Genomic DNA, 17,974 nt, shown 5'->3' with positions numbered 1-17,974 from the left:
ACTTATTACGAACCCTCTTGACAAGGCTGGCCTTAAGATTACAGACATAGACAAATACTCGGTGGAGATGCAAAACCCCGATATCACAAAGCCTGCAGGAGCAGGAAACGTTCCTGAATCAAACTACAAGATGATAGGAGCCCTTGGAGTAAAAAGGAAAGACATAGAGAAGAAAGACCTGCTCAACTTCGTTAAGGACCACGGAATGAACGGATGGGCCCCAACCCAGGGACACATACCTTCAGGAGTGCCCTACCTTGGATTTGCAATGGAAGACCTTACTGAAGGAAGCCTCAACAAGGCAATGATAGTAGGAAAGGGAAGTCTCTTCCTGGGAAGGATGACAAACCTCTTCGACGGAGTATCCGTAATCCTTGAAAGAAACCCTGGAAAGCAGGAAGAAGAAAGCACAGTTTCACAGGAAGCCGTCAAAAACATGATAGCAGAGGCAATGAGAGGATTTGCATCACATATGCTTGACGGACAGGAGTGATGACATGGAAGAGAAGAAGATAAAACAACTCATTGGAAAGACAATGCTTGAAATAGCCGAAGCCATAGAGACAGGATCCTTCGGTCAAAAGGCAAGGGTTGGAATAACAATCCTTGGAAGCGAGCATGGAAGTGAAAACCTCATAAAGGGAGCCGAGCTTGCAGCAAGAAGCAATCCCGACATGGAAGTAATCCTCATAGGACCGAAGAACGACTCGGGACTAGAGACAGTAGAAATCGAGTCCGAAGAAGAGATGCACACAAAGATGGAAGAACTTCTCGATACAAAATACATAGATTCATGCGTAACCATGCACTATAACTTCCCTATTGGGGTATCTACAGTAGGAAAGGTATTCACTCCCGGAATGGGAAAGGAGATGTACCTTGCAACAACAACGGGAACATCGTCTGTTCACAGAAGCGAGGCGATGGTGAAGAATGCACTGCATGGAATAATCACCGCCAAGTCAATGGGAATTGAAAACCCTACAGTGGGAATACTCAACCTTGATGGAGCAAGACAGGTTGAAAGGGCACTTAAGGACTTTGATTCAAGAGGATATGCCATAGACTTCGCAGAATCCATGAGATCAGACGGAGGATCCGTAATGAGAGGAAACGACCTTCTCTGCGGAACTGCAGATGTAATGGTGACAGATACACTTACAGGAAACATCATGATGAAGGTATTCTCATCATTTACAACAGGAGGAAGCTACGAAGCATCGGGATTCGGCTACGGACCTGGAATAGGAGAGGACTACGAAAGGACAATACTGATCCTTTCAAGGGCATCGGGAGTTCCAGTAGTGGCAAATGCAATTTCCTATGCGAAGGACCTTGCAAAGGGAAGACTTTCAGAAAAATGTTCAACTGAATTTGCAGATGCAAAGAAGGCAGGACTCGATGAAATACTTGAATCATTAAAGGAAACAAAGAAAACCGAAACAGCAGCAGAAGAAGTGAAGATGCCTGAAAAGGAAACAGTAACTGGACAGATCTCAGGAATAGACATAATGGATCTTGAAGATGCTGTAACAGCCCTTTGGAAGGAAAACATCTATGCCGAAAGCGGCATGGGATGTACAGGACCAATAGTGAGGGTAAGTGAAGCAAGGATTGAAATGGCTAGGGCAGCTCTAGTTAAAGCAGAATACCTGGCTTAGTAAATCTTTAGAATATAGAAGTCACAAAAAAATTGGTGATTTATGATTTCATATTAAATCAAATACCTGATTGTTGAAATTGGATTTTAAGGAACGCAATTTGAATTACTCCAACTATATAATATCAATCAACACATAATAAAAACTGATTACCCGTTCCTTTGTGATTATTCAGTCGAAGAAAGAAGGAAGCTAAGAGGAAATGGTACGGAACCAGTGGTAAAGTCATGCCTGTCACTTATTATAATGATTTACAGTAGAATTACTAGAAATTAGTTTGTGAAAAAATAAACAAAACTTGATTTGTTGAAGATATGCTAGTTAAGGTTATAATCAAGACAGGAAGAATGAAATGATTGAATTTTTTTTACAATATAAATTTGAATATTTATAAATTTAAAAAAGAGGAGTTATAAGAATGGAACTTAATAAAGGTATAAAAACGGAAAAAAGGGAGAATTGGGGAAGTAGATTTGGCTTTATAATGGCTACAGCAGGATTTTCTATTGGACTAGGTAATATATGGAGATTCCCATATTTAACAGGAATGAATGGCGGTGGAGCATTTTTATTTGTATATTTGATAATTTGTGCCCTTATAGGTATACCATTATTTAATATGGAGATTAGCTTGGGACGTAAAACTCAATTAGATCCGGTTAGAGGGATGAGATCTGTAAGTAAAAAGGGAAGTCCATGGTCAGCATTCGGATGGACAGGCGTATTAGCTGCGTTTATAATTTTGACCTATTATATTCAAATAATGGGATGGATTTTAGCTTATTTAGTTAAAATGGTTTCAGGACAATTAACTGGTTTAACAGCGGAAGGATATACACAAGCATTTACAAATTTTATGGCTAATCCAATGCCGATTGCTGCATTTACGTTAGCATGTGCTGTCATAATAGGTTTGATTTCAGCTAAAGGGCTGGAAAAAGGGATTGAAAAAGCATGTAAAATAATGATGCCTACATTGTTTATAATGTTAATTATTTTGGCTATAAGATCTCTTACTCTTCCAGGCGCAATGGAAGGATTAAAGTGGTATTTAACTGTTGATTTTTCAAAAATTAATAGTGGCGTATTGTTAGCAGCATTAGGTCAATCGTTTTTCTCTATAGGAATAGCTAGTGGTGGTGCATTCATTTATGGTAGTTATTTGAATAAACAAAGTAATATTCCAACGGATTCTATTATAGTTGTTGGTTTTGATACATTAGCAGCATTTATTGCAGGTTTAGTTATGTTCCCAGCGATATTTGCATTAGGTTTACCGACTGATTCTGGTCCAAGTCTACTATTTGTAACTATGTCAAATTTATTCAATCAATTGCCGGCAGGAACTTTATTCGGTTCAATGTTCTTCCTATTATTATTATTTGCTGCTCTTTCTTCAGCGCTAGGATACTTAGAACCAGTAGTAGCTACTTGCACTGGATTGTTTAATATGACTAGAAAAAAAGCTGTATGGACAAGTTTGGCAGCAATATTTATTATAGGATTTCCAATGATAATGGCTCAAGGTCCTTGGAAAAATATTTTGATCGGTGGAAGAAATTTCTTTGATTTTGCTGATTATGTTTCAGGAAACATCATGATGCCTTTAGGAGCTTTGATATTATCATTCTATGTATTAATAGTATGGAAATTCAAAGGATTTCAAAGTGAAACCAATGTTGGTTCTGAGTCAGGTAAGTTCAAAGTATTTAATTGGTGGGCACCGCTTGTTAAGTTCATCATACCGATAGCTTTAGTGGTAATATTTGTAACTGGTGTATTTTAAATTATCGGGGTAAGTTCATTGTCGGCACTTGTGAAGGCTGAATTTCTTGCGGAGTAGTGCAAAATAAGAAGTATTTAACAATTGATTTTTTGGAACGTTAAATTCATTGTCATTGTGACATAGATTAAGTGTTTGTGTTTGTGTTTACTAATTATGTCGAGGTGATGCCATGGGTACGTCAAAGCCGCCCGCAACCGGATTGCTTTCCGGTTGTGAAGCGGCTTGAAAAAACCATAATTTGAAAATAAAATCATTCACACTTCCAAGCATAAAATCTATCGTATCCGACAACAACCTTGTAGACACCCTTGAGGTATTCATCGGTCCGTTCATCTCCGGTATCGACAAGCAGTGGTTCGTTGAATAGTGACAACATCTTTTCGGAAGTTGCAATTATTATGATGTTGTCCTTTCCAACATTACTTATGACTTCACTGCTAATCTGCTGATTTCCCCGGCCAAACAAATATCCCTGTCCGCCAATGGGTGATACGATGATCTTGCACCTGTCTTTACTTGTCAGTTGAACCAGGTCTCTTTCACATGCATCCTTGATTATCACTCTGCCGTTTTTCACAACATCAACGCCAATTAATGTATAGTCTTCATTCAAGTCTTCAAAGATGCTCCTTGTTGTTGTTCCCGCACCGATTATGTAACAGCAATCACTTTCAATATTGTCTATTACATACCTTGATATACCTGACAAATCATTTGAATCCTCAATTGAACTTCCGGATTTCAGCTTCTGAACATACCTTTTATTGCAAGGAACATTCATATACCCATATAGCCTTGCCGCAACTCTATCTTCCCTCAAAGCCTCCTCATCTATATCCATAACTTCCCTCTCGGAACAGTCAATATAAGCTTTTAGAGCAATTTCTTCAACAAGCCTCCCTGCATCAGATGGGCTCTTTGCAAAAACAGCCGAGTGGATTTTAACTCCGGAAGGTATTCCCAGAACAGGGCATTTTTTGCCTACTGCATTGTAAATACTCCTGGCGGTACCGTCACCTCCTGAAAAGAGGATAAGATCAACTCCCTCATTCAGCATCTTGACAGCCGCTTTTTCAGTATCTGAAGAAGTTGTGTACTTCCCCGTATTTTCAATAACAGTACAAGTTATTCCGGCTTCAATACATTCCTCCTGTCCCATTTCACCGGAACACGTAAGTATATTTATCCTGTCTTCAGCACCCTTTAAGAATTCAAGGGCCTTGACCGTTTTATGCGGACTTTCCTTCCTTGCTCCCATGGCTATTGCTCTAGACAAAATGTCTATTCCGTCTGTTCCCTTCAAGCCTACCTTGCCTCCCATTCCGGCAATGGGATTTACAATAAGGCCTACTTTAAACATTTAAAGGCAACTCTTTCTTGCTTTTGTAAGCCCTCCATGTAACAATCAAATCATTGGGATCTGTTATAATCGGTGTACTGATTTTTGAAATCGGTGCATTGTGAGGTGCATTTTTGACAAGTTCAGGGTTTTCGTATGCTTCCTCGGATATTCTTTTGAATATGGCTATGTACTCGTCAAGTTCTTGCTTTGAATAGGTTTCATTGGGCTCGGGTGTAAAAGGCTCTGGGATAATCATCGGGTGATGGCTCTGGAAATAGCATTGAAGTCCATAATCGGTTCCCCGGCGGTCAATATCATCTGTGGTTACCCCGGTATCCTTTGTCAATTGTTCCCAACTGAACCTGACCTGCTCAGTCCTGAATGAATCCTTTTCTCCCCAGGGAGCACTAATTCCCCTGACGTTTTCAAGCATCTTTTTTATAAGGTAGTTGTTGTTGATTACCGATGTTTCGGCAACCTTTCTCAAACCATCAGCTCCCAGGGTAATCACCCACGAATAAGCTCTCAGCACCACTGCAGCAACTCCGTAGAACTTTCTTATCTTGCCTATGGAATGAGGCTGGTCATAATCAAGGAAATATTTACCACCGTCAAAACCAACCCTTGGTACCGGAAGGTATTTGGCCAACTTCTCACTTACTCCCTGAGCTCCACAGCACGGTCCCATTGATCCGTGCGGAGATGAAAATGCCTTGTGAAGGTTGAAGTGACACATGTCAAGTCCTGCCTCCTTGGCCCTGGCTATGCCAAACAAGCCGTTGTAGTCCGCCATGTCATATACACAAAGCCCTCCTGCTTCATGGACAATGTCTACAAATTCCTTCACTATTGGATTGTAAATTCCCGTGTCTTCAGGATTTGTGATGAATATACCGGCTGTTTTTTCGGAAACAACAGCCTTAAGATCCTCTATGCTCGGATATCCGGTCTCGTTGGGAATAAGGTTTATTACCTTGAATCCCTTTGTATGCGGGGCAGCAGCATTTAGCGGATGGGACAGGAGTGTTGTGATTATTTCGGTCCGTTGTTCTCCTTCACCATTATCTGCATGGTAGCTCTTCATTATAGAAGCATTTGAATATATTGCCTGTCCACCGCCTCCGGGCTGGAATGAAAATGCATCCATACCTGATATTTCCTTCATGATCTGTTCAAATTCATACATTATTTCAAGTATGCCCTGGGCGGTGTCCACATTCTGAAGGGGATGCAGTTCAGACAGCTTTGAATTCCTTACAAATTGCTCATGAATCTTTGGACTGTATTTCATTGTGCAGGTACCAAGACCAATGTCAATATTCAGCTCCTGACCAAGGGTTTCCTGCGATAGTCTCAAATAATGTCTCAATACCTGAGGCTGTGAAATTTCAGGTAGTTCCGGTTTTTTTCCTCTAGCCATTCCTTCAGGTATCAAATTTTCCATTTCTCCGAATTCTTCAATCAGCTCCTTCTCGATTTCCGGCAGCAGAATTCCCCTTTGTCCTTTTTCACTCAATTCAAAAATAATGGGTTCATCCCACTTGGCTTCATGAAAACTTCTTGTTTTAGCAGTCATTAAACATCACCTCCATTTAATTAATAATTTTATTCAATGCATGAGCAAGATTGTCTATATCTTCCCTTGTTGTTTTTTCAGTTACGCAATAGAGTGCAGACTGTCCCAGCTGAGGAAACTCTTGGGAAAGGTCCTTGCCGCCAAATATTTTCTCCTTCAGGAGCCAATCGTTTATCTCCTCTACTTTCATGCCGGACTTGTCAAAATTAACGACAAACTCCTTGAATGGTCTTCCCTCATCAAACAGTACGGTTATACCATCTATACCGTTCAGTTTTTCCCTGGCGTAGTTGCTCTTGTAAACAATATTCTTTCCAAGGTCGTACATTCCTTCCGGCCCCATCAAGGACAGATATACCGCTGCCGTGATAGCCCACAATCCAACATTCGTTCCCAGGTATTCAACTGCATTCTCCCTGCTGTGGTAACTGGTTCTTGAATTCAGAGATCGAGCAAATCCGAATTCACCCTTTTCATTTTCATAGAGACTGTAATAATGATTAGGCAGATTCATTATATACTGCTCCTCGTTTCTGCAGGCTATGATACCGCCAAGACCGCTTCCATAACCCATATGCATGCCCAGAGGCTGCAGTTCACCGCAGACAACATCAGCACCATAGGATGCTGGAGCCTCCAATATTCCCAGGGATGATGGATCCACCGAAACTACAAACACTGCGCCGTTTTCGTGGGCAATCCTTCCTATATCCATTCCCTTGTCCTCTATTGAACCGAGATATGTTGGATTTTCTATGAAAACACAGGAAGTTTCACCGGAAATCTTATCTTCAAGATCATTCAAGTCGATATTTCCCGTACAACTATCGCATTTGACAAATTTTACAGTCATGAAATCACAGAATTCCTTGATCTGCATAATCAATGACTTGCTGATATTTTCCGAAACCAGAATCTCTTTTCTGCCGGTGATTCTATTTGTCATCCTGATTGCAGTATTTGCAGCCTGGCCGCCATCGTAAGTGGCAAGTCCGACGACATCCATATCAAGCAATTCTCCAATTAAACTCGTGTATTCGAAAATCGCCTGGCATTTCCCGTGGTCGGCATATGTTTCTCCGCAGTAAGCAGTCAAAAATTCACTTCTTCCGTTGATTTCGTCACATATGGCCGGAACATAGTGATTGTAGCATCCTGCTCCCAAAAAACTTGTGTATTCATCACATGAAACATTCTTTTTCAGCTTGCTTTCCACATGTCTTTTTAAATCTATTTCCGATAATATTGGACCTGGAATATTCAGTCTGCCTTCAATCCTCAAATGTTTTGGAATCGCTTCAAACAATTCCTCAACACTTTCTATGCCAATTTCATTCATCATTTCATTTTTTATCGAATCCACACTGTTGGGTATATATGGATAAACAATACTCTCAGTCATAAAGCACCTCCAAACCTGATTTGTTCTAACTTATTGATTAAGGATGAAGAATCACCTTAACAGCCTCTCTGTTTTTCATCACTTCTATTCCCTTGCCAATGTCCTTGAGGGCAAACTCATGGGTAACCATGTTGTCGGTATCCACTCTGCCAGATGATACCAGGTCTATGCATTCCTTGTAATCCTTCCATGTATAGCAAATGCTTCCTTCCACCTTTATTTCCTGTCTTACAATCTTTGCGATTTCAAGATCTATGCTTTGATGCTGGATTCCAATAAAAACAATCTGGCCATTTGCCCTTACGGTATCAAGGCACATCTGGACTGACGAAGGATGACCTGAGGCTTCAAAAACTATATCAGGCAGCTGGCCTTCGTTTATGTCCCTTATACTTTGCACAAGGTCCGTATTGCTGATGTTGATTGCTTCATCGGCACCGAGTTTTTTTGCCAGTTCCAGTCTTTCCTCGTCCCCGTTGACTCCTGCAATGATTATCCTTTTAGCACCCTCAGCCTTGGCACACTGCACCGTATAAATACCTATAGGACCTGGTCCGAAAACAAGAACGGTATCTTCACTGCCGATATTAGCCTTTTTGACAGGTCTGTATGCCGATGCTATAGGATCTATGGAGGCCGCCTGTTCAAATGTCATCGTATCAGGCAGTATATGGACAGTCTTGGCAGGAACCTTTACATATTCTGCAAATGCACCATCGACATGTATTCCGGTTTCTACTATATTTTCACACAATGATTCATGTCCCTGTCTGCAGTAAATGCATTCTCCGCAGTTGATTACCAAACCTGGTGTAACCCTGTCGCCGACTTTGAATTTATTGACATTACTTCCTATCTCTTCAATGATTCCGGAAAATTCATGCCCTGGGATCATGGGGATGGGAACCTCTCTGATTCCTGCGAATATGGGCATGTCCGATCCGCAAATGCCGACAGCCTTAACCTTTATCAAAACGTCATCCGGTCCGATTTGCGGAACTGGAACATCCTTCAATGTAAATCCTTCTCCCTTATGCTCCTTAACTACAGCTAACATAATAAAACCTCCTGAAATATTTTATTCATTCTCTAAAACAGCATATCCTCAATAAACCAGATGCATGCATGCAGCAACAAAAGGCATGGCTATAACTGTTCTCATAAACCAAATGATAAGCAGATCCTTAAACTTTGCAGGAATGCCGAAGAATATGATCGGCAGCATTGTTTCGGTTATATACAATACCTGCATCAGTGAAATCATAACGACGAAAAACTTGGTGGCATCAGGTACCAAGGCCGGTCCGATAACTGCTGATGGCAGAAACAGGTCAAGTCCTCCTACAAAGATTGCCTGGGCTGCAATAACGGGTTCCGGTACTCCAAGAAGACTTATTATTGGAATGAAAGGCTTGCTGAGTATTTCAAATACCGGAGTGAATTCATTTATTGCAAGAAATACACCGCCTATTGCCAGCATCATGGGCACCACCTGCATTGAAACTCCAATCCCTTTGACAAACCCTCTTGAAACCTCTTTTGCCAATCCTTCTGATGAATCCGCTTTTCTAATGGCGTTATAGTATCCCTTCTTAATCTGAGCAACATTGAATGAAACATTTTCCGTTCTCATTTCGTCGGTTTGAATACTTCCGTCAACATAGACATCAGGATATTTTCTTATGGGGTACAGCCTCACCATTATGGCTGATATCAAATATGTAATCACGAGATACATCAGGAACATGATGTTGAATTTGTCGATAAGGCCAACATATCCCACACAAAAGGCGCAATATCCTACTGAGTTCAAACTAAAGCCCGTTGCTATTGACAAGGCTTCCTTTGTTGTATAATGCTTTTCCTTATAAAGGGATGCAGTGAGGAATATCCCAACAACTGCCGCACCAACTACTGAGGCTATCGTATCCAGAGCGCTCTTTCCGGGAACCTTGAATGCCGGTCTCATAATTGGTTCGAGCACCCCTCCTATGACATCCAGCAGTCCAAATGAAGCAAGGAGGGGCAATACTGCTCCACCGACAGGAATTATGGTTATGGTATAGGGGAGGATTTCAGTAACCATGAAGCCTGCAGCCTTGTCGCCATACAGCATGCTTATGCCTGCTTGAAGATATATCATAATTGCCAGTACGGATGAAAGTGCATAGACAATGCCGTGGAATTTCTTGTCCTCTTTAAAGAACTGATATATTCTTGACGATTCATCAGAATATTTTTTAGCATAGATAAAGCCTGCCAACATTAAAATGGGATAAATAAGTATGATATACCTTGCTGCTCCGCCCAATCCACTTAGAAGAGCTTTGTACATGATCTCAAACGGGAACTTTCCATTGATTTTGACAAAGAATATTACTATTCCCGACAAGGATCCAAACAAAAAAAGAAACAATGCCCTGTTATAGGAACTTTTTAGTTCCAGTTGCAATTCACGCGATTTTTTTGGTATCAAAATAAATTCCTCCAATTATTTTTTGTTTATGTCATTCTTGTTATGTCAGTAAATTCACCTCCTGATCACATTATCCGCATCAAGCATATCCATTCAGCTACTTTTATAAATTAGCAATAAATATGCCAATAAAAAAACATTGAAAATCAGGGGTTTTTGAAATCCATATTATAAATATTGATTCGATTTTGAATCGACATTTGAAATGAATCTTGAAATTTAAACATTCTCACGCTACTTATATTTTGATGCGAAATAGTATCAAGATTCAGTTGTGCATCAAAAAACAGCGTCTGCACGCTGTTTATCTTATTATTCTTATGTTATATTTTTTCATTTTTCTAACTACGGTGGGTTGACTTATTCCAAGTTGCCCGGCAACTTCCCTGGTGTTTCTGCATTTGTCGGCAGCAGATTGCAGCATCCTTTTTTCTAATGCTTCAATTCTTTCATTGAAGCTTCCATCTATTTTTGCTACGGAGCTTATCATTTCTTTACGGTTTAGATCGATGTGATTCAGAAGGCATTCCACTTCAATAATATCTTCACCGCATGTAACAACCAATCTTTCCAACAAATTTTCCAGTTCTCGAATATTTCCGGGCCATGAATGAATCGACAAGATTTCTATGGCTTCACCGGAAATCTTCTTCGAAATAGAATACTTCTTGTTGAACTTAGTCAGAAAATATTTTGCCAGAAGTGCAATATCTTCCTTCCTGTCCCTTAATGGAGGAGTCCTTATGGGAATAACATTCAACCGGTAAAACAAATCCTCTCTAAAGCTGCCATCATCGACCAGCTTCTTCATGTTCCTGTTCGTAGATGCAACGAGCCTTACATCTATTGGAATCGTGTCAACTCCTCCAAGTCTTGTGATCTCCATGTTCTGGATAACTCTCAGCAATTTTGATTGAAGGAGAATATTCATCTCACCTATTTCATCCAGAAGAATTGTTCCTTCATTTGCAAGCTCAAACATACCGGGCTTGTTTTTCGAAGCTCCAGTAAATGCACCTTTTTCATATCCAAACAGCTCCGATTCAAGAAGGTTTTCAGGTATTGCGGCACAGTTGACTTTTATAAACGGCTTGTCCACCCTTTTGCTCCTTCTGTGGATTTCCCGTGCTACGATTTCTTTTCCTGTACCGGTTTCGCCGGTTATAAGAACGGTTGCATCTGTCTCGGCAACTCTATAAACCAAGTTCATTAGATTTCTGAACTTCTTGCTCTGTCCTACAATATCAGATTTTTCCATGTTTTCATTTCTAAGATAAAGCAGCTCATTCTCATATTTGGCATTAAGCTCCCTCGTTTCTTCAAGTGTCTTCTGTAAATCCATAAGATCCGTCATGTCCCTTACATTTGTTACAACCCTGTATACCTCACCTTCATCATTGAATACAGGTGTTCCAGTAATCAGACATCTCTTGCCGTTTTGGAATATATCTATCAAAGACTTGGGTTTTCCGCTCCTTATAATCTCAATACTGACAGATTCCTTAAAATATCCGCGGTTTATCAATTCGTCCATATGAAAACCAATAAGTTCATTTTTTTTCAATCCTGTTATGTTCAAATATGCTTCATTAACATCAAGAGTATATCCTTTTCCATCAGTTATATACATTCCGTCATATGAATTTTCAAATATTTCCTTTTGAATTTTGTATTGTTTCTCAAGATCTTCCATCTTTTTATACATTTCATCAAGTTCAAATTTTTTCATACAATAACATCCTTGAATTAATTTTATAAATATTCTATCATTATTTGAACTTTTTTTCACATAAATATGAGCATGATTTTCAAGTGCTTTGCAATCCTATTCAAATAATATAATCGGGTTATTCGCAAAAAGTATTGACAAATCCCATTAATTAAATTATTATCAAATTAAGATAATAATGATTGGTTGAAGCAGACGGAAGAGACCGTGTTTAGTCGCGGCGCCGAAGGAATAAGCCTCTTTCTATACCGGCAAGAGGTGACGATCTCAGGCAAAAGGACCGTTTGTGGACAAGACTCTGGAAAGCGCAAGCACCGAAGGAGCAATCCGTAAGGAGAATCTCTCAGGTCAATAACAGGGTAGCAGGTAATTTACTTGCTATCCTTTTTTGTATTTTATTTTACTTGTACGAAAATAAAAGCATCTATGAAAACGTATCGATAAAAATTAGATAATATTTGGTTGAAGCAGACGGGAGAGACCGCGTTAAATCGCGGCGCCGAAGGAATAAGCCTCTTTCTATACCGGTAGGAGGTGACGATCTCAGGCAAAAGGACCGTTTGTGGACAAGACTCTGGAAAGCGCAAGCACCGAAGGAGCAATCCGTAAAGGAGAATCTCTCAGGTCAATAACAGGGTAGCAGGTAGTTATACTTGCTATCCTTTTTTTGTTTAATAAAACCTATTAAGGAGAATGTTATGGAATTCACCATTGTTACAAACAATTCGGAAGTCAGTAAAAAATACGGAGACACATATAATGTTCATTATGAACAATGCTCATATGAGGGGATACTGACCGTCGCAAGAGATTATGTTCACAAGGGTTACGGACTTCTTACCCATCCTCTTTCAGGAAGCGTAAAACCCAACGAAACACCTTTCAAGACTATTATTGTAGTAAAAAACAATGTTGACCACAGTATGGATTCACTGAAAATAATTGAAAGCAGCATCGAAACTGCGAGCAAATTCAAATATTCAAAAAAAACGACTGATGAAGAAATACTTGATGACTTCAGATGCATAGATTTAAGTCTCGTAGAAAACGTTATCAACAGGCTTGCCTAGAGTCTGTTCATAAATATAAATGGAGGAAGTTATGAAATTAGAATTGGGAAACATAATTATTAACGATATTCAATTTGGTGAAAAATCGAGAGTGGAAAACAGTACTTTGTATGTCAACAAGGCTGAAATAGAAGCTCTCATACTTGAAGACGAACATTTGACGGAAGCAACTGTGGATATAGCAAGACCTGGAGAAAGCATAAGAATCACTCCTGTAAAAGATGTCCTTGAACCAAGAGTCAAGGTGACCGGAAACGGAGGAATATTCCCTGGTGTAATATCCAAGGTTGATACTGTAGGTTCAGGAAGAACCCATGTCCTCAAGGGAGCAGCCGTTGTTACAACTGGAAGAATCGTCGGCTTCCAGGAAGGAATCATAGACATGACAGGAAAAGGAGCGGAATACACTCCTTTCTCAAAGACCAACAACCTTGTTTTAGCATGTTACAAGGCTGACGGCGTTGTAGCTCATGTTTATGAAAAGGCAGTTAGAATGGCAGGTCTTAAGATAGCGTCATATCTTGGAGAACTTAGCCGTGATATCGAACCGGACACCATAGACACATACGAGACTTTGCCTCTTATTGAAAGTTGCAGAAAGTATCCTGAACTTCCTACTGTAGCATATGTGCAGATGCTTCAGAGCCAGGGACTTCTTCACGATACATATGTATATGGGGTTGATGCAAAGCAAATAGTGCCTACGATGATTTATCCTACAGAAATAATGGACGGAGCAATCATCAGCGGAAATTGCGTGTCTGCCTGCGACAAGAATACAACCTATCATCACCTGAACAACTGCGTGGTTCATGATCTGTTCAAGAGACACGGAAAGGACATCAACTTCGTTGGAGTAATCATAACAAACGAGAATGTATATCTTGCAGACAAGGAAAGATCCTCCAACTGGACGGCAAAGATTGCTGAATACATCGGTGTTGATGGAGTTGTAATATCACAGGAAGGCTTCGGAAATCCAGATACGGACCTTATTATGAACTGTAAAAAAATTGAGGAAAAAGGCATAGACACTGTAATAATCACCGACGAGTACGCAGGTAGAGACGGTGGGTCACAGTCTCTTGCAGATGCCGATGAGAGAGCAAATGCAGTCGTTACAGGTGGAAATGCAAATGAGCTTATAACACTGGCTCCAATGGACAGAATCATTGGACACATCGAGTATGTGGACAGGATAGCAGGTGGTTTTAACGGAAATATGGACGAGGAAGGAAACCTCACAATAGAGCTGCAGGCAATAATCGGAGCAACAAACGAGCTGGGCTTCAACAAGCTTACAGCAAGGGAATATTAAGGAGGATGCAATGGCAAAACTAAGAGTAGTTCATTATATTAACCAATTTTATGCCGGAATAGGCGGAGAAGAAAAGGCAGACTACAAGCCTGAATCAAGAGAAGGAGCCGTTGGTCCAGGACTTGCCTTCACTGCAGCATTCAAGGATGAAGCTGAAATCGTAGCTACTGTAGTGTGCGGTGACTCGTACTACAACGAAAACATGGAAGAAGCCAGAAAAGAGATACTTGATATGGTCAAGGCATATTCTCCCGACCTGTTCATCGCAGGGCCTGCATTCAACGCAGGAAGATACGGAATGGCCTGTGGAGACATATCTTCACTGGTACAGGAAGAGCTAGGTATCAAATCCATGTCTGGAATGTATATAGAAAATCCGGGCGCAGACATATATAAGAAGAAAATATATATAGTTGAAACAAAGAACTCTGCAGCAGACATGAGAAAAGCAGTCAAAAAGATGGCAGCACTTGCTTTAAAACTTGGAAAAGAAGAGACAATCCTCTCTCCCGAAAAAGAAGGATATATGAAGAGAGGCCTCAGGAAAAACATTTTCGAGGACAAGAGAGGATCGGAAAGAGCAGTTGACATGCTCATCAGGAAAATGAAGAAGGAAGAATTCGTCACTGAATTCCCAATGCCTGTGTTCGACAGGGTTTCACCAAGTCCGGCAATAAAGAATATGGCGGAAGCGAAGATAGCCATTGTAACTTCCGGAGGAATTGTTCCAAAGGGAAATCCGGACCATATAGAGTCATCTAGTGCTTCGCTCTATGGAAAATACGACATCAGCAAATTTTCGGATCTCACATGCGAGGATCATGAAACAGCTCACGGTGGATACGACCCTTCATATGCAAACCAGGACGCTGACAGGGTAATTCCTGTTGATATTCTAAGAGAAATGGAATCGGAAGGAAGAATCGGTAAACTTCACGATTATTTCTACACCACTACAGGTAACGGTACTGCAGTTGCAAGCGCCAAGTCGTTCGCAGCTGAAATTGCCCGTGAACTTGTTGCCGATGGTGTAAACGCCGTTATCTTGACATCAACCTGAGGTACCTGTACACGTTGCGGTGCAACAATGGTTAAGGAAATAGAAAAAACGGGAATGCCTGTAGTGCATATGTGCACAATAGTACCAATATCAAAAACTGTAGGAGCAAACAGAATAGTTCCTACCATCGCGATTCCATATCCTTTAGGTAATCCTTCTCTTGATATGATTGAGGAAAAATCAATAAGAAGAGAACTGGTTGAAAGGGCGATTTTGGCACTTGAAACGGAAATAACTGAGCAAACAGTATTTGAGAGCAAAGGAAAGGTCGTAATTTCATAAAAATATCTTTTAAGATACAGAGGGAGACAAACATGGAAAACATATATGATGTAATAATAATAGGAGCAGGCCCTGCAGGCCTCTCCTCCGGCCTGTATGCATCAAGAGCCAAACTGAACACCCTAATCCTGGAAAAGGACAAGACGGGAGGACAGATAGTAACAACCGACGAGGTGGCAAACTATCCCGGATCCATAGAGGATGCAACGGGACCTTCAATCATCGCAAGGATGGTCAAGCAGGCCGAGGAATTCGGCGCTGTGAGAAAGAAGGACACTGTCCTTGACGTGGACCTTGAAGGAGATGTGAAGGTAATCAAGTGCCAGAATGGCGAATACAGGGCCAAGGCCCTCATTATAGCCTCGGGAGCAAATCCGAGAAAGATCGGATGTCCCGGAGAGATGGAGCTGACAGGAAAGGGAGTATCATACTGTGCAACATGCGACGCCGATTTCTTCACAGATTTCGAGGTCTTCGTAATAGGCGGGGGAGACTCTGCTGTTGAAGAGGCAATGTACCTTACAAAGTTCGCAAGAAAGGTGACCATAGTCCACAGAAGAGACGAGCTGAGAGCTGCAAAGTCCATCCAGGAGAAGGCATTCGCAAACGACAAGATGGAGTTTTTATGGAACTCCACAGTGGATGAAATAAAGGGAGACGGAATAGTTGAGAGCATAGTATTCAAAAACACCAAGACAGGCGAATTGACGGAATACAATGCACACGAAGACGACGGAACATTTGGAATTTTCCCGTTCATAGGATTCACTCCAACAAGCCACCTGTTCAAGGGCAAGGTTGAAATGGATGAAGGCGGATACATAGTGACCGACGACGAAATGAAAACAAACATTGAAGGAGTCTTCGCTGCGGGAGACATAAGGGTGAAGTCACTTAGACAGGTTATAACTGCAGCAGCCGACGGAGCCATAGCTGCCGTGCAGGCAGAAAGGTACTTAGATCAGTTTTAAAACGACATTAGATAAAGACAAAGCAAAGTTGAGTTTATTCATAAAGGAGAGAAACGATATGTTAGCAGTAGACAAGAAAACATTTGAAGAAGAAGTACTTGGATCAGAAGGATACACACTGGTAGACTTCTGGAGCGAAGGATGCGAGCCATGCAAGGCGTTGATGCCTGATGTAGAGGAGCTTGCGAATGAATTCGAAGGAAAGGTCAAGTTTACAAAGCTTGACACTGGAAAGGCAAGAAGACTTGCAATATCACAAAGAGTCCTTGGACTTCCTACAATAGCCCTCTACAAGGATGGAGAAAAAATCGCAGAAGTTACAAAGGATGATGCGACAAAGGAAGGAATCAAGGGAATGATCACAGCAAATATCTAAGACGACGTGTATTGGATTAATGGTATTAACATGAACTTAAAAAGTTTCGTGTTTATATATGAAAGTTTATCATAATACGTATAGTAGTGAAGCAATTATGAATAACAGCGAGGTCTCGACTTCGACGACCTTGAATCAACCTTATAAATTAGAGATTCATGGAAGGAGGGAGTAGGGAGCTGTTAGGCATGATTGTGGAACGATTCATAGTTCAACTTTCAAAAATAAAAACAAGGAGGAATAGGAATGAGCTTATTCAATGACAAAAAAGTTATTGTTATCGGCGACAGAGACGGAATTCCCGGACCGGCAATAGAAGAATGCCTCAAGGGAACAGGCTGCGAAGTGGTATTTTCTTCCACGGAGTGCTTTGTCTGAACTGCCGCAGGAGCAATGGATTTGGAGAACCAGAAGAGAGTTAAGGATTTTGCCGACAAATACGGTGCTGAAAACCTTGTAGTAATAGTAGGTGCAGCAGAAGGTGAAGCAGCAGGACTGGCTGCAGAAACTGTAACGGCAGGGGATCCGACTTTCGCAGGTCCATTGACGGGGGTCCAGTTAGGACTCAAGGTATACCATGTAGTAGAACCTGAATTTAAGGCAGAAGTGGATGAGGACGTATACGAAGAACAGGTGGGAATGATGGAAATGGTACTTGATACCGATGATATCATATCCGAAATGACAGCCATAAGAGACGAATTCTGTAAATATTTATAAAACAACATTTAACAAAACTAATACTAGACAGTCTGAATGAGCGGCCCCCCTCCGCTCATTCAGAGTATAAAGACAAATATCTAGCATTGCAGCTTTGTATCTAATAAAACCAGGAGGTAGTAATGAACTTTCCAGTAATAAAGGGAGCAGGTTATGCGCTGGTACACACTCCCGACATGATAATCCACAATGGAACAACCCAGAC

The 17,974-nt window shown here is 40.9% G+C and carries 15 protein-coding genes and 4 riboswitches; of the genes, 9 read left to right on the top strand and 6 right to left on the bottom strand.

The window, feature by feature from the left end; genetic code table 11:
• The 3 genes from BUB05_RS17295 to BUB05_RS17285 all read left to right on the top strand — a co-directional run.
• Window positions 1–493 (top strand): DUF5940 domain-containing protein (locus tag BUB05_RS17295; protein ID WP_245819951.1); only part of this gene is annotated, 493 nt, incomplete at its 5' end.
• A 4-nt stretch (window positions 494–497) separates the two neighbouring features.
• Complete coding sequence (gene grdD, locus BUB05_RS17290) at window positions 498–1,661, top strand: glycine/sarcosine/betaine reductase complex component C subunit alpha (RefSeq protein ID WP_073050904.1); 1,164 nt, start codon at window positions 498–500, stop codon at window positions 1,659–1,661.
• Between the two features lie 418 nt (window positions 1,662–2,079).
• Window positions 2,080–3,447, top strand: a complete 1,368-nt coding sequence (locus tag BUB05_RS17285) for a sodium-dependent transporter (protein WP_073050902.1) — start codon at window positions 2,080–2,082, stop codon at window positions 3,445–3,447.
• A gap of 250 nt (window positions 3,448–3,697) precedes the next feature.
• On the opposite strand, the gene BUB05_RS17280 is transcribed toward BUB05_RS17285, so the two are convergent.
• From BUB05_RS17280 to BUB05_RS17255, 6 genes are all read right to left on the bottom strand, one after another.
• A complete protein-coding gene (locus BUB05_RS17280) occupies window positions 3,698–4,807 on the bottom strand; it encodes an ATP-NAD kinase family protein (protein WP_073050900.1) in 1,110 nt (369 codons plus the stop codon).
• Entirely contained in the window at window positions 4,800–6,365 is a 1,566-nt protein-coding gene (gcvPB, locus tag BUB05_RS17275; RefSeq protein WP_073050899.1) for an aminomethyl-transferring glycine dehydrogenase subunit GcvPB, read from the bottom strand. The genes BUB05_RS17280 and gcvPB overlap by 8 nt, the downstream gene beginning before the upstream one ends.
• A gap of 16 nt (window positions 6,366–6,381) precedes the next feature.
• Window positions 6,382–7,767: an aminomethyl-transferring glycine dehydrogenase subunit GcvPA gene (gene gcvPA / locus BUB05_RS17270; RefSeq protein WP_073050898.1), complete on the bottom strand. Its 1,386-nt coding sequence runs from the start codon at window positions 7,765–7,767 to the stop codon at window positions 6,382–6,384.
• A gap of 37 nt (window positions 7,768–7,804) precedes the next feature.
• Window positions 7,805–8,824, bottom strand: coding sequence for a zinc-dependent alcohol dehydrogenase (locus BUB05_RS17265; RefSeq protein WP_073050897.1), 1,020 nt, complete (start codon window positions 8,822–8,824; stop codon window positions 7,805–7,807).
• A 48-nt stretch (window positions 8,825–8,872) separates the two neighbouring features.
• Window positions 8,873–10,243 carry a YjiH family protein gene (locus BUB05_RS17260; protein WP_073050896.1) on the bottom strand — a complete coding sequence of 457 codons (1,371 nt, stop codon included), beginning with the start codon at window positions 10,241–10,243 and terminating at the stop codon, window positions 8,873–8,875.
• 304 nt (window positions 10,244–10,547) lie between these two features.
• On the bottom strand, window positions 10,548–11,972 hold the full coding sequence (locus BUB05_RS17255) for a sigma-54 interaction domain-containing protein (protein WP_073050895.1): 1,425 nt from the start codon (window positions 11,970–11,972) through the stop codon (window positions 10,548–10,550).
• Between the two features lie 186 nt (window positions 11,973–12,158).
• Window positions 12,159–12,265: riboswitch (glycine riboswitch) on the top strand.
• Between the two features lie 2 nt (window positions 12,266–12,267).
• Window positions 12,268–12,333: riboswitch (glycine riboswitch) on the top strand.
• Between the two features lie 101 nt (window positions 12,334–12,434).
• Window positions 12,435–12,541: riboswitch (glycine riboswitch) on the top strand.
• A gap of 2 nt (window positions 12,542–12,543) precedes the next feature.
• A riboswitch (glycine riboswitch) is annotated at window positions 12,544–12,610 on the top strand.
• Window positions 12,611–12,670: 60 nt separating this feature from the next.
• Here BUB05_RS17255 and BUB05_RS17250 point away from each other — a divergent pair.
• The 6 genes from BUB05_RS17250 (at window position 12,671) to grdA (ending at window position 17,769) form a co-directional block, all read left to right on the top strand.
• Complete coding sequence (locus BUB05_RS17250; RefSeq protein ID WP_073050894.1) at window positions 12,671–13,042, top strand: GrdX family protein; 372 nt, start codon at window positions 12,671–12,673, stop codon at window positions 13,040–13,042.
• 31 nt (window positions 13,043–13,073) lie between these two features.
• Complete coding sequence (locus tag BUB05_RS17245) at window positions 13,074–14,360, top strand: glycine/sarcosine/betaine reductase component B subunit (RefSeq protein ID WP_073050892.1); 1,287 nt, start codon at window positions 13,074–13,076, stop codon at window positions 14,358–14,360.
• Window positions 14,361–14,370: 10 nt separating this feature from the next.
• The gene (gene grdB / locus BUB05_RS17240) at window positions 14,371–15,702 is read left to right on the top strand and encodes a glycine reductase complex selenoprotein B (protein ID WP_094763055.1); all 1,332 of its coding nucleotides are present in this window, start codon (window positions 14,371–14,373) and stop codon (window positions 15,700–15,702) included.
• 32 nt (window positions 15,703–15,734) lie between these two features.
• Entirely contained in the window at window positions 15,735–16,673 is a 939-nt protein-coding gene (trxB, locus tag BUB05_RS17230; protein ID WP_073050886.1) for a thioredoxin-disulfide reductase, read from the top strand.
• Window positions 16,674–16,731: 58 nt separating this feature from the next.
• Window positions 16,732–17,049: a thioredoxin TrxA gene (gene trxA, locus BUB05_RS17225; RefSeq protein ID WP_073050884.1), complete on the top strand. Its 318-nt coding sequence runs from the start codon at window positions 16,732–16,734 to the stop codon at window positions 17,047–17,049.
• A gap of 246 nt (window positions 17,050–17,295) precedes the next feature.
• The gene (gene grdA, locus BUB05_RS17220) at window positions 17,296–17,769 is read left to right on the top strand and encodes a glycine/sarcosine/betaine reductase complex selenoprotein A (protein WP_094763054.1); all 474 of its coding nucleotides are present in this window, start codon (window positions 17,296–17,298) and stop codon (window positions 17,767–17,769) included.
• Window positions 17,770–17,974: the final 205 nt, after the last annotated feature.

Source organism: Dethiosulfatibacter aminovorans DSM 17477 (assembly GCF_900142005.1).
Lineage (GTDB): Bacteria > Bacillota > Clostridia > Tissierellales > Dethiosulfatibacteraceae > Dethiosulfatibacter > Dethiosulfatibacter aminovorans.
This window is presented reverse-complemented; position numbering and strand designations above follow the sequence as displayed.

Coding starts and splice junctions, on each gene's coding strand:
- grdD (WP_073050904.1), top strand. CDS start 498: ATGGAAGAGAAGAAGATAAAACAACTCATTGGAAAGACAATGCTTGAA.
- BUB05_RS17285 (WP_073050902.1), top strand. CDS start 2,080: ATGGAACTTAATAAAGGTATAAAAACGGAAAAAAGGGAGAATTGGGGA.
- BUB05_RS17280 (WP_073050900.1), bottom strand. CDS start 4,807: ATGTTTAAAGTAGGCCTTATTGTAAATCCCATTGCCGGAATGGGAGGC.
- gcvPB (WP_073050899.1), bottom strand. CDS start 6,365: ATGACTGCTAAAACAAGAAGTTTTCATGAAGCCAAGTGGGATGAACCC.
- gcvPA (WP_073050898.1), bottom strand. CDS start 7,767: ATGACTGAGAGTATTGTTTATCCATATATACCCAACAGTGTGGATTCG.
- BUB05_RS17265 (WP_073050897.1), bottom strand. CDS start 8,824: ATGTTAGCTGTAGTTAAGGAGCATAAGGGAGAAGGATTTACATTGAAG.
- BUB05_RS17255 (WP_073050895.1), bottom strand. CDS start 11,972: ATGAAAAAATTTGAACTTGATGAAATGTATAAAAAGATGGAAGATCTT.
- BUB05_RS17250 (WP_073050894.1), top strand. CDS start 12,671: ATGGAATTCACCATTGTTACAAACAATTCGGAAGTCAGTAAAAAATAC.
- BUB05_RS17245 (WP_073050892.1), top strand. CDS start 13,074: ATGAAATTAGAATTGGGAAACATAATTATTAACGATATTCAATTTGGT.
- trxB (WP_073050886.1), top strand. CDS start 15,735: ATGGAAAACATATATGATGTAATAATAATAGGAGCAGGCCCTGCAGGC.
- trxA (WP_073050884.1), top strand. CDS start 16,732: ATGTTAGCAGTAGACAAGAAAACATTTGAAGAAGAAGTACTTGGATCA.